Origin of the sequence: Shewanella chilikensis (genome assembly GCF_002836945.1) — a bacterium.
GTDB lineage: Bacteria > Pseudomonadota > Gammaproteobacteria > Enterobacterales > Shewanellaceae > Shewanella > Shewanella chilikensis.
Window position 1 is genome coordinate 15,500 of sequence record NZ_NIJM01000055.1, and the last position, 12,652, is coordinate 28,151.

General features: G+C 55.6%; 11 protein-coding genes. All 11 read left to right on the forward strand.

Going from position 1 to position 12,652, the window contains the following annotated elements:
• The first annotated feature begins 229 nt into the window (after window positions 1-229).
• The 11 genes from hyaA to hypA all read left to right on the forward strand — a co-directional run bounded on the left by hyaA (window position 230) and on the right by hypA (window position 12,282).
• Complete coding sequence (gene hyaA / locus CX651_RS16605) at window positions 230-1,366, forward strand: nickel-dependent hydrogenase small subunit (RefSeq protein ID WP_101056968.1); 1,137 nt, start codon at window positions 230-232, stop codon at window positions 1,364-1,366.
• 3 nt (window positions 1,367-1,369) lie between these two features.
• Window positions 1,370-3,073: a nickel-dependent hydrogenase large subunit gene (gene hyaB / locus CX651_RS16610; protein WP_101056970.1), complete on the forward strand. Its 1,704-nt coding sequence runs from the start codon at window positions 1,370-1,372 to the stop codon at window positions 3,071-3,073.
• 12 nt (window positions 3,074-3,085) lie between these two features.
• Entirely contained in the window at window positions 3,086-3,757 is a 672-nt protein-coding gene (cybH, locus tag CX651_RS16615) for a Ni/Fe-hydrogenase, b-type cytochrome subunit (RefSeq protein ID WP_044734539.1), read from the forward strand.
• Between the two features lie 7 nt (window positions 3,758-3,764).
• Entirely contained in the window at window positions 3,765-4,364 is a 600-nt protein-coding gene (locus CX651_RS16620) for a HyaD/HybD family hydrogenase maturation endopeptidase (protein WP_025887315.1), read from the forward strand.
• Window positions 4,351-6,234: a NiFe hydrogenase gene (locus CX651_RS16625; protein ID WP_101056972.1), complete on the forward strand. Its 1,884-nt coding sequence runs from the start codon at window positions 4,351-4,353 to the stop codon at window positions 6,232-6,234. The genes CX651_RS16620 and CX651_RS16625 overlap by 14 nt, the downstream gene beginning before the upstream one ends.
• Window positions 6,234-8,627 (forward strand): carbamoyltransferase HypF, encoded by a 2,394-nt coding sequence (hypF, locus tag CX651_RS16630; protein WP_101056974.1) that lies wholly within the window; start codon window positions 6,234-6,236, stop codon window positions 8,625-8,627. The genes CX651_RS16625 and hypF overlap by 1 nt, the downstream gene beginning before the upstream one ends.
• Window positions 8,628-8,702: 75 nt before the next feature.
• On the forward strand, window positions 8,703-9,572 hold the full coding sequence (gene hypB, locus CX651_RS16635) for a hydrogenase nickel incorporation protein HypB (RefSeq protein ID WP_101056976.1): 870 nt from the start codon (window positions 8,703-8,705) through the stop codon (window positions 9,570-9,572).
• The gene (locus tag CX651_RS16640; RefSeq protein ID WP_025010286.1) at window positions 9,572-9,820 is read left to right on the forward strand and encodes a HypC/HybG/HupF family hydrogenase formation chaperone; all 249 of its coding nucleotides are present in this window, start codon (window positions 9,572-9,574) and stop codon (window positions 9,818-9,820) included. The genes hypB and CX651_RS16640 overlap by 1 nt, the downstream gene beginning before the upstream one ends.
• Entirely contained in the window at window positions 9,807-10,931 is a 1,125-nt protein-coding gene (gene hypD, locus CX651_RS16645) for a hydrogenase formation protein HypD (protein ID WP_101056978.1), read from the forward strand. Before CX651_RS16640 ends, hypD begins: the two co-directional genes overlap by 14 nt.
• Entirely contained in the window at window positions 10,931-11,935 is a 1,005-nt protein-coding gene (hypE, locus tag CX651_RS16650) for a hydrogenase expression/formation protein HypE (RefSeq protein ID WP_101056980.1), read from the forward strand. Before hypD ends, hypE begins: the two co-directional genes overlap by 1 nt.
• A complete protein-coding gene (hypA, locus tag CX651_RS16655; RefSeq protein ID WP_044734544.1) occupies window positions 11,935-12,282 on the forward strand; it encodes a hydrogenase maturation nickel metallochaperone HypA in 348 nt (115 codons plus the stop codon). Before hypE ends, hypA begins: the two co-directional genes overlap by 1 nt.
• Window positions 12,283-12,652 lie beyond the last annotated feature (370 nt).

Below are 12,652 nucleotides of genomic sequence, written 5' to 3' on the forward strand. Positions count from 1 at the left end.
AATAACAAATCTCAAATGCCCCAAAAGGGATAGTTGGACAATTTGTCCAATCCCTTGCCGTGCCATTTTGATCCCGATCATGTAATTAAAAAGTAAACTTACCAAAAATCACACCCCGGCAGAAATCTTGATGCATATCAACTTTAATCATTCTGTTGCGACCTACACTCATAGGCGTGATTTGTGTGAGTTAAAAGCTATTACATTCTTATAAATAAAAGGTTCAACCATGGACACACATGCAGCCCTTTACGAGCAAGGACGGCAACGGCTGGAGAAGTTGCGCCAGCTGCCTGCCCGTCATGACAAATCTTTACAGGAACGTATGCTGGAACTCGGCCTGACCCGCCGTGATTTCATGAAGTGGAGTGCTTCGGTTACCGCCATGATGGCGCTGCCCTTGCCCTTCTCCAATCTGGTGGCCGAAGCCGCTGAACTGGCCGATCGGGTACCTCTGATCTGGTTACACCTGGCCGAGTGCACAGGTTGCTCCGAATCTCTGGTGCGCGCCGATACCCCGAATCTGGATTCGTTGATCTTCGATCATATCTCACTGGAATACCACGAGACCCTGATGGCAGCCGCCGGCTGGCAAGCAGAAGAGAATCTGGAGCACGCCCTGGAAGCCTACAAAGGCAACTACCTGCTGGCGGTTGAAGGGGCTGTACCAACGGCCAATAATGGCGCCTTCTTAACAGTTGGTTGTAAGGGCCATACAGGGCTCGAAATTGTCAAGCATGCCGCCGAAGGCGCTGCCGCGATAATTTCCGTGGGTACTTGCGCCGCCTTCGGTGGGGTTCAGGCCGCCGCGCCCAACCCAACCGGTGCCAAGGGTGTCCATGAAGTGGTCAACAAGACAGTCATCAACCTGGGTGGCTGCCCACCGAGTGAAAAGAATATTGTCGGCACCCTGATGTACTTCATCATGTTCGGCAAGCTCCCTGCCCTGGACATGTTCAACCGGCCCAAATGGGCCTATGGTGCCAGGGTGCACGACAATTGTGAGCGTCGCGGCCGTTTCGACGCCGGTGAATTTGTCGAGGAATTCGGCGATACCGGTGCCAAAGAAGGCTACTGCCTCTACAAGGTAGGCTGTAAGGGCCCTTACACCTACAATAATTGCCCAACCGAGCGCTTCAATCACCATACCAGTTGGCCTGTACTGGCCGGTCATGGCTGCATGGGCTGCTCCGAGCCCAACTTCTGGGATGATATGGCTGACTTTGAAAAACCTCTTGGCAGACAACTGCTGCATGGCCTGGATGCTACCGCCGATACCATAGGCGCTGTCATTCTCGGTGCCACTGTGGTGGGTATCGGCGCCCATGCGGTTGCCAGTCTGTTTGCCGGTTCGAAGGAGGATTAATCAATGAACCAACGTGTAGTCATAGATCCCATTACCCGTATCGAAGGCCACCTGCGTGTTGAAGTCGAAGTCGATGAAAACAACGTGGTGCAAAAAGCCTGGTCCTCCTCCACCCTATGGCGCGGTATTGAGGTGATCCTCAAAGGCCGTACGCCTATGGATGTGGGCCTTATCGTGCAGCGGATCTGCGGGGTGTGTACCTATTCCCATTATCGCTGCGGCACCGAAGCGGTGGAAAATGCCCTCGGGATGAAAATTCCGCTCAACGCCCGTTATCTGCGCTCCTTGATGCATACTTCGCTGATCATGCACGACCATATAGTACATTTCTATCATCTGCATGGTCTGGACTGGGTCGATGTGGTTTCAGCCCTCAGCGCCGATCCTGCCAAGGCTGCCCAGGTAGCACTCAAATACACTGACAAGCCGATTGCCGCCGGTGAAGGCGAGCTCAAAGCCGTTCAGGAGAGAGTCAAAGGCTTTGTCGAAACCGGTAAACTTGGACCTTTCGCCAATGCCTATTGGGGTAACGGCACCTATAAGTTCACCCCCGAGCAGAACTTGATCGCCCTGTCGCACTACCTTAAAGCACTTGAGGTACAGCGAGTCGCGGCAGAGATGATGGCGATTTTCGGCGGCAAGCAACCTCACCCTCAGTCTCTGGTGGTCGGTGGTGTTACCTCAGTGCGTGACATGCTGAGCCCGGCAAGATTGCAGGAATGGAAACAAAAACATGCCATTGTGGCTGACTTTATCGAGCGTGGTTACAAGGCCGATATCGTGATGGCGGCCGAAGCCTTCGGCGACGAAGCCTCGGTACTGGGCGGTGTCAACATCAAGAGCTTTATGGCCACCAACGACTTTGTCACCGCCGATGGTGAATACCTGTTTGAGCAAGGGGTTATCCTCAAGGGCGACCTGGCAGGAGTCAGTGATATCAACCCGGATCTGATTGCAGAAGACGTCACCCATGCTTGGTATAAGGCCGATAAGCCGCAACACCCTTACGACGGCACCACAATTCCGGATTACACCGGCTTTGTTGAGCGCGACACAGTTTACGGCAAACTGCCAACCTTGGATGGCGACAACAAATACAGTTGGGTGAAATCGCCTCGCTACCAGGGTGAACCTGTGGAAGTGGGCCCGCTTGCCTGTATGCTAGTGAACTATGCCAGAGGCAATCAAGTGGTGGTCGATGCCGTCAATGGTTTGCTGCAACGTACCGGCTTACCGATTGAAGCCCTGTTCACCACCCTTGGCCGCACCGCAGCACGCATGTTGCAAACCTCGATAGTGGCCAAAGAGGGGTTACGCACCTTCGATGCCTTGCTGACCAATATCCAGAGTGATGACAGCACTTATATCAAGCCTGAACTTGACAGCAACAAGGAATATGTCGGCCACGCCATGCTCGAAGCACCGCGCGGTATGCTCAGTCACTGGATCCGCATCAAGGGAGGACTGGTGGAGAACTATCAGGCCGTGGTGCCCACCACCTGGAACGCAGGGCCTGTGGACGCCAAGGGGCAGATGGGGCCTTATGAGGCATCACTGATAGGCTTGAAGCTTGAAGATCCCGCCAAGCCACTGGAAGTGATCCGCATTATTCACTCTTTCGATCCCTGTATGGCCTGTGCCGTACACGTGATGGATTACAAGGGGCAATCCTTGGGCGAATTCCGTATCGATCCCAATGCCCGCTAAGGAGGAAGCGTCATGGCTACATCGAGTGTTTCCTATAAACAGGAGATAGTATTCAGCGCCGCGATCCGGATATTTCACTGGCTCAGAGCGCTGGCGATTTTGGTACTTGTGATGACAGGCTTTTATATCGCCTGGCCGTTTCTGGTAGCGCCCGAGTCCAGTGATGTGTTGGTGCAAGGCTGGATCCGCTTTGCCCACCTGATCTTCGGCTTTATCCTCTGTGCCATTACCCTGGCCCGCGCTTATCTGTTCTTCTTCAGCAAGAGCGATATTGAGCGGCGCTCGTTTAGGGATGTGATGAGCTTGAAGAGTTGGATAGTTCAGCTCAAGTCCTATCTGTGGATGGGTAAGCTGAACAAGGCCGGTGTCTATGGCCCACTGCAGTTTATGACGTATCTGGCAGTGTCTGTAATGGCTGCGGTGATCTGTATTACCGGGCTGGTACTCTATGCCAACGTCTACCATCAAGGTATGGGCGGCTGGCTGTGGGATATCTCCGGCTGGATCACGGCGCAGATGGGTGGCCTGGCCATGGTCAGGATCTGGCACCATTATCTGACCTGGGCCTTTGTCATCTTCGTGGTTATCCACGTTTATATGGCAGTCTGGACAGGTATCCGCTTCAAACATAACTCAGTGGACTCTATTGTCTCAGGTTATGACTATCACCCGGACAAGCACTAGAGGTCAGATGAAGATATTGCTGCTGGGTATTGGTAATGTCCTGTACGCCGATGAAGGTATCGGCGTACATTTTGTCAATTACCTCAATGAAAACTATCAATTTACTCACCCAAGCGACCAGCTCGATCTCCTCGACGGCGGCACCCTGGCACAGGGACTTACCCCCATCATCGCCAAGTACGACGCTTTGCTTTTGGTCGATACAGTCAATGCCGCAGGCGCCAAACCCGGCGAAGTCTATTTCTTCGACTTCGATAAGGCTCCGCCTGAAATCGATTGGCAAGGCAGCGCCCATGAGGTGGAAATGCTGCAAACCCTGATCATGATGGAGATGCTTGGCGACAGGCCCCACACCATGGTGCTTGGGATCACCCCAACCGTGATTGAACCCATGACCCTTGGGCTCACACCGCAAATTGCCGCCGCCGTACCCTTGATGGAAACCACGCTTATCAACTATCTGCAGCACCTTGGCTGGCAATGCCAAAAAACCGGTAACACAGACATAGAAGCCCTTATTCCCCACTCCTATCGCCCAAAGCTATCTGTAGCAGCAAAGGTCGATGAAGAAGACAAACTGCCGGAAACATCCCATGAAACTCGTTAGATTCGAATTTGACTGCGCCTCGCAGCAGCCTTGGTATGGGTATTTATGTAACCAATATCTTAATTACGATAAGCTGAATATCACTATCGCCCTGTTGCCGCTGAAATCGACTGCCAAGCAAAGCACTGATGCCACCCTGGAGCAGAATCATCTGGCGCCCAGGATCCTCTGGCGATATATTCTCGAAGCCGAGGGAAACCAGAGTGAGCTTGAGCAGCTCGCCGATGAGATTGCGGGTGATTTTCTCTTGAGTACCAGTTTGCTGGACTCACGTATTTTACTGGCCGAGGAAAGACTCGGCGCCGCCACACCACTGGCTTTAACCGACCTTCTTCCCAATGTAGCCGCTCGGCCGAGCCTGGCGTTTTGTCAGCACTGCCAGCCTCGTTTGGGCGATAACCAACACCCTGATTTTGCCAATATCCGTTTGCCCTGCCCCCACTGCCATGGCGAAGAGGCGGTATTGGCCGAGCCGGAGCTCTGCGCCCTGCAACCAAGCGATATCCGCGCCATGGCCGAGCAACTGCTTGAGGGCAAATCGCTCACGCTCACCGACAGCGGCAATCGGCGCCTAAAACTGAGTCTCAAACAAGATGATATGCCTCAGGGCATTCCCAGCGGCCAAACACTTATCTGCTGCAATCCCAATAGCCTCAACGCCCACTTCCTGTTGACCGATGCCGAAGTGCTGGCGCTTTCTTCGATGGAAAAACCTGCGCTGCGGTTAAGACCCAGCTCGCAGCACCCCAGGCTCACACAGCCCTTGTACTCAGTGGCGTTTGCCGATAGCAGACTGCTGTTGATCATCTGCGAGTATTTGCGTATCAAGGGCTGCGATTATCTGTTTGCCAGCGAGTTATCCCAGCCTTCCCGTGTAGAGCTAAGCTGGATAGCCGGTCACTATCTGCCGCTCTATACTCACCAGGCGCGGCTGAGTAAGGCAAGCTCAGGCCATGCTTTGCCGGAAACCCTGCACGATGAGGCAAGGTTCGGCAAATCAGTGGCGACCGTTCAAAGCCTGGGCAACAAAAAAGAGCCACAAATTGTATTGAGAGCCGCCACGGAGAATGACGCGAATATCTGGCAAGTGGCCACTGATCACGGCGCCGAATGCGCCTTCAACGCGCTGCTGGCCGAATTCTGCGGTATAAAAAAAGCTGCACTGCTCTATTTCAGCGGCTCAAATCCATCTCAGATACGCTATCTGGATAAGGACGGCAAACAAGAGTGCTTCTTTGAGCTGACTCAACTGCCCGCCAGCGGCTATGAGATAGTACACGCACTGGAACAAAGCCCGCAGCGCACTGTGGTGCAAAAATTCAAAAGCCAATTCCCCGAGTGTTATAACCGCCTGCTGGATCTTGGCAGTCAGCAGCCATCCACCTTCCCCGGGTTGGATGCGCTGTGGGCCGTTATCGCCATCATCAGTGGGCTGGGGCAACAGGGGCAGTCGGCCACTGAGCTTAAAGATGCCTTTATCGCCGCCGCCATGAGTTACAAGGGCGCCAACGCACCGCGAATCGATTACCCCTTGGCCAAGGGCGAAGCGGTGCGCGGCCTTAACTGGTGCAAAACGCTGGGCACTGTCATGAGTTTCCGCCTCGCCGGTGACACAGATGCCGCCAAGCTCTGCTTCGCCGCCCAGGATTCACTGGCCGACTATCTGGCCAACTGGGTCGAGCATCTGGATCTCAGCGTTGGTATAGATTGTGTCTTTCTGGCCGGCAGCGCCATGGCCAACCCGGTTCTGAGCAAGAGAATCGCCATTCGCATCGGCAAAAACTTCCCGCTGGCAGCCAGTCAGCTGCTCGATCTCGATGGCGCCCTACTCGCCGCCGGCGCACTTTGGCTCAGGCAAAGGAGGCGCTGATGACAGCGCTTGTTGCCCAAAGCTTCAATATCAAAGGCATAGTCCAGGGAGTGGGTTTTCGCCCCTGGATTTTCCAGTTGGCAAAACGCTTTCAGCTCACGGGCCATGTGCTCAACGATGGCCAGGGCGTCAGCATATTGGTGCAAGGTCCGGAGATGGCGCTGGCGGGCTTTCGAGCCGCCCTCGATACCGAGCGCCCGCCGCTGTGCCGCATTGATGAGCTCACCGTCAGCCATGCCCAAGTGCAGGACTTGCAAGATTTCACCATAGCGCACAGCAGTGCGGGGCAAGCGGCGGCCATAGTCACTGTGGGCAGCGACAAGAGCAGCTGCGATGCCTGCTTGGCCGAGATACGCGATCCCAACAATCGCCACTTCGGTTACCCCTTCACCAACTGCACCCACTGCGGCCCCAGATACACCATTATCCGCAACCTGCCCTACGACAGACACAATACCGCCATGGCGGGCTTTGCCCTTTGTGATGCCTGCCGCCAAGCCTATGAAGACCCGATGGACAGGCGCTATCACGCCCAGCCGGTCAGTTGCCCCAAATGTGGCCCCGAGCTGACACTGCGTGGCGCAGGCGGCGAAATCCTCGCCAAGAGAGAGCAAGCGCTGGCGCAAACCATTGCTCTTATCGAACAGGGCAAAATCCTCGCCATTAAGGGCCTAGGGGGCTTTCATCTAAGTCGGAGGCCAAGCGGTCTTAGGAAGACAATTCGTATCCGCAACTACTNNNNCTCAATCGAGTTCGCCAAACAATATGCCGAAGGCTCGAGCGCCGAGTGGCAACTGCTCAGTAGTCAGGAGCGGCCGATTGTGCTTATGGCCAAGAAGCAACACCATGCTGACGCTCCGGCACTCAGCAGCGCCATAGCGCCGGATATCGATCGGCTGGGTTTGTTCCTGCCCTATACGCCGCTGCATACCCTGCTGCTCGACGGCCTGCAGCGGCCGCTGGTGGCCACCAGTGCCAACCGCTCCGGCGAGCCAATTATCACAGACGGCGACGAAGTGCTGCAGCAACTCGGCAAACCACCTCTGGCTGTGGTCGATGCAATACTGGATCATAACCGCCCCATCATCAACGGCTGTGACGACTCTGTGGTGCAGATGCTGGATGATGAACTGCAAGTACTGCGTCTCGCCCGCGGTTATGCACCGCTGAGCCTGCCAAGCAAAAGCTTGGCGAATAGGAGTACAGAAGACAACTGCTCCAACAAGCTGCCGTCGCTATTGGCCGTGGGCCCACAACAGAAAAACACCCTGGCGCTCAATATCGGTAATCAGCTCTATCTCAGCCCCCATATCGGCGATCTTTTCAGTGTTGAGGCCGAGGGCTATTTTGAGCGCACTTTGCAGAATTTCCATCGCCTGTACCACTTTGAGCCCGAGGCCATCATCCGCGATAAACACCCCGACTATGCGTCCAGCCGCTGGGCCGAGCGTCAAGGGGGGCGGCAGCTTGAGGTGCAGCATCACTTCGCCCATCTGCTGGCGGTGATGGCAGCCAATGATTACAGCGGCAAGGTGCTGGGCTTCAGCTTTGATGGCACGGGGCTTGGAGATGACAACCAGCTCTGGGGCGGCGAACTGCTGCTGGCCGACTGTCAGGGCTTTCAGCGCCTGGCAACCCTGAGCCCGATGACACTGCTCGGTGGCGAGCAGGCCATTCGCGAGCCTTGGCGCCTGCTCTATAGCCTGCTGTTGCAAAACCATGGCATTGAAGAGTTGCAGCAATTGGCGGTCTTTGCCGCCGAGCCTGCAGCCAAGCTGACAAACCTTGGCAAGCTCGCCAACAGTGGCATAGGTCCCAAGAGCCATTCCATCGGCCGTTTATTCGATGCCGCCGCCGCGCTGCTGGCGAACTTGAGACTCAGCCAATATGAAGGCCAAGCCGGGATTATCCTGGAAACCCTTGCCCGCAGGGCCATTGCCGCCGGGAAACAGCAAAGGGTTGAGAAGCTTGGCTTAGAGCTGAAGCTTGAACATGAGCTCGAGCCGACTAACACTCGCGCCGAGCTGGTGCTTGGGCAGTGGCAAAGCGCGCCGTTATTTTCGGCGCTGCTGCTAGCCTGGCGCACCGAGCCGGACAGTGAACTGCTGGCGCTGGCCTTTATTCAGGCCATAGGCAAAGGGATTATTACCGCGGCGCTCAAGGCCCGTAACTGGCTCAAGGCCGAAGGAATAGACGAGCTGCCGCTGGTACTGAGCGGCGGCGTGTTTCAAAGTAGGCTTCTCAGTGAATACTGCCACCGGGAACTCGCCCGGCTTGAATTTCACCGCTTGAAACCCGGCCTGGTGCCGGTCAATGATGGCGGTATCGCCCTCGGGCAGCTCTGGTATGGATTACATCAACCCGGGCTCACACAGAGCTTGGTCGAACGTTGAAATTACTGATTGATATCAAGGCATCTGCCGCCAAAGCGGCGCATGCTCAGATTAAGGAACCAAAGGGAGTTCATTATGTGTAAAGATTGCGGATGTTCACTGCCCAGGGGCAACGGCGGGCATCATTCTCACGAGCATGGTCATTCTCACGGACACGATCACAATCACGGTCACGATCACTCTCATGACCATTCCCATGAGCACTCTCACAGCCATTCTCATAGCCATTCTCACAGCCATGGCACAGTACACACCAACCCACAGCTGAACGACAGCAAGACACTGTCGGTGATCCACAAGATCCTCGACAAAAACGACATCGAAGCCCAGCACAACCGTGAACACTTCGAATCCCACGGGGTGATGGCCTTCAATATCATGAGTAGCCCCGGCAGTGGCAAAACCAGCCTGCTGGAGCATCTTGGTGCCTATACAGACAAAAAATACTGCGTCATTGAGGGCGATCTGGAAACCTCGCGGGATGCCGACCGCCTCAAGGCCAAGGGCATAGAAGCGATTCAGATCCAAACCGGCAGCGCCTGCCACCTGGATGCCTTTATGGTGCACGGTGCCCTGCACCAGCAAGCGCTCGACAACATGGATATCTGCTTTGTCGAGAACGTCGGCAACCTGGTGTGCCCGGCCAGTTATGATGTGGGCACCCACAAGAATATTGTGCTGGTTTCCATCCCCGAGGGCGACGACAAGATTGAAAAATATCCTGTGATGTTCCACCGCGCCGATCTGGTGCTGCTGACCAAGTGCGATCTGCTGCCCTACTTTGACTTTGATGTCGCCGAGGCCCGTGCCCAGGTGAGTAAGCTCAACCCCAAGGCCGAGGTATTGGAAATCTCTACCAAAGATCCCGCCAGTTTGACCCGGGTCGCCCAGTGGCTGGATAAGCAGCTCGCCGCCTTTGCCGAGCGCACTTCGGAGGCCTGCTGATGTGTTTGTCTATCCCATCCCAGGTAGTGGAGCTGCACCCCGAAAGCCAGAGCGTTACCGTGGAGACCCTGGGGGTTAAACGCACTGTGAGCTGTCATCTGTTGGATGAACCGCTTGCCATTGGTGACTATGTGCTTATCCATATCGGCTTTGTGATGAACAAGATAGATGCCGAATCTGCCGCCGAGAGTCTGGCGCTGTACCGTGAGATAGCGGCCAAACTGGAGGCGGAAGATGGCAGAGCTTGAACTCAAGCAGCTGTACGACGGCTTTCGCTGCCCGGCCACTATCCGAAATCTGGCCGAGGAAATCGCCGCACTGGCTCCCAAGCTGGCCGAGCCGCTCAATATCATGGAGGTCTGCGGCGGCCACACCCACACCATAATGAAATATGGCCTGCTGCAGCTGCTGCCGGAAAATATCCATTTCATTCATGGCCCGGGTTGCCCTGTATGTGTCATGCCCAAGGAGCGGATAGATCAGGCCGCCGCCCTCGCCCGCCTCGATGATGTGATCTTGGTGACCCTGGGCGATATGATCCGGGTTCCCGGCTCCAAGGGCTCGCTCGCCTCGGTGCGCGCCGAAGGCCATGATATCCGCGCCGTCTACGCCCCGCTCGATGCGCTGAAAATCGCCGCCGATAACCCGGACAAGACCATAGTCTATTTTGCCATCGGCTTTGAAACCTCCACGCCGATGACGGCGGTACTGCTGGAGCAAGCCGAAGCCAAGGGCCTTAGTAACCTCTTGTTTCATATCAACCATGTGCTGGTACCACCGGCAATAGATGCGGTAATGAGCCACCCCGAGACCAAGGTCAACGCCTTTATCGGCCCGGCCCACGTCAGCGTTATCAGTGGCGCCCGCATCTATCGCCCGGCGGTAGAACGTTATCACACCCCTGTGGTGGTCTCGGGCTTCGAGCCGGTTGATGTCATGCAATCCATTCTCGCGCTGGTCAAACAGAAAGTCAGCGGCCGCTGTGAACTGGAAAACCAGTATCAACGCGCCGTCAGCGAACAGGGCAATCTATTGGCGCAGCAAAAGGTAGCGCAATTTTTTAAGGTACGCCCCAGTTTTCGTTGGCGCGGCCTTGGACCCATTGCCGACTCGGCACTGATGCTAAAACCCGAATACAGTCACAGAGATGCCGAACGCCGCTTTGCCGAACGCTTGCCGGTGAAACAGATAGACGATCACAAGGCCTGCCAATGCGGCGATATTCTGCGCGGCATGGCCAATCCCAAGGATTGCAAAGTATTTGGCCGCGGCTGCACCCCGCAAACACCGCTCGGCAGTTGCATGGTCAGCTCTGAAGGCGCCTGCAATGCCTATTACAGATATGCCGGAGTAAACTGATGTCCGATAAACGAGTACAACTGAGCCATGGCGGCGGTGGCCGGGAAATGGCCGAGCTTATCAACAAGCTGTTTTTCGATGCCTTCGACAACCCCATTCTCAGACGCGAAGAAGACGCTGCCTGTCTGCATCTTGGCGGCGATTGCGCCTTTACCACAGACTCATTTACCGTGGCGCCGCTGTTCTTCAAAGGCGGCGACATCGGCAAGCTGGCCATTGCCGGCACAGTCAACGACTTAGCTATGATGGGCGCCGAGCCGCAATATTTAAGCTGTGGTTTTATCATAGAGGAAGGCTTTGAAATCAGCCGTCTGAAACAGATAGTCGCCAGCATGGCCGATGCCCTGTCTCAATGCGGAGCCCGCATCGTCTGCGGCGATACCAAGGTAGTGCCCAAAGGCTGCGCCGATGGCATTTTCATCAATACCTCAGGGGTAGGCCGCATTCTCAAGCCTGGCATTTCGGCTCATGCGCTCAAAAGCGGCGATGCCATCTTGCTTTCGCGGGACATAGGCCGTCACGGCGCCGCCATCCTGAGTGCCCGTGAAGGGCTGGAGCTGGAGTCTGAACTCAGCTCCGACTGCGCCGTGCTCTGGAATGTGGTGGAGCAACTGATCGCCGCCAATCTGGAGATCCACGCCATGCGTGATGCTACCCGCGGCGGCTTGTCGGCTGTGCTCAACGAGTGGGCCAAGGCCTCAAACAAGGGCATTACCCTCAAAGAAACCGCCATTCCCGTCTGTGATGAGGTGCGCGGCGTCTGTGAACTCTACGGTTTTGAGCCCTGGGATCTCGCCAACGAAGGCAGCTTTGTCGTCGCCCTGCCCCGCGAACTCGCCGAAGGCGCGGTCGAAATCATGCGCCGCTTCGGTCATTGCGACCAGGCCTGCATCATAGGCGATGTAGGCGAACAACATCCGGGTAAAGTGGTACTGGAATCGGCCTGGGGCAGTCGCCGTTATTTGGATCTGCCACAGGGCGAGCTGTTGCCGAGGATCTGTTGATGCACGAGTACTCTATCGTCAGTGCCCTGATGGAGCAGTGCCAGCAACTCGCCGCCGAGCACGGCGCCAAGGGCATTGCCCGGGTCGCCATCAAGATAGGTGCCATGAGCGGCGTCGAACCTGAGTTGGTTCGCACCGCCTTCAACACCTTTCGTGAGCACAGTGTCTGCCACCAAGCCGTGCTCGATATCGACATAGCGCCGCTGACGCTCTCCTGCAATCAGTGCCGGCAGCAAAGTACCCCAGAGGAGCGCACCGTCATCTGCCCCCACTGCCACAGCCAGGATACCCGGGTCATAGACGGCGAAGATATGCTATTGATGCAACTCGAGTTAATCACAGATTAATCCTGCACAGGCAAAGCGGCGCAGCTATCTGTGTTGAACTGCACTTGTAAAACTTAGGGCCAAGGGCTATCGCTTCAATAATGCCTTTGGCCTTTTCCTCTATCCTTTCTTACTACAGCCTTCTCGCCAATAAAACCTGTGCCTGCCTACTGCTAAATTATCCAGGCAGATAACACCTCTTGTTTTGTTAAGTTGACTTGGTTACTTTAAAGGCGGTTCAACCAGTTATAACATGCGGCCACCACAGGGGCGGCTGGCATGCCAATCCCCAAAAAATCAACACAAAAACAATTTAAAAGGAGAACACCATGACTGCGCGAATTCAACTCCGAAGTGCACCACTCGCTAAATTAGGCTGCCTTGCGTAATT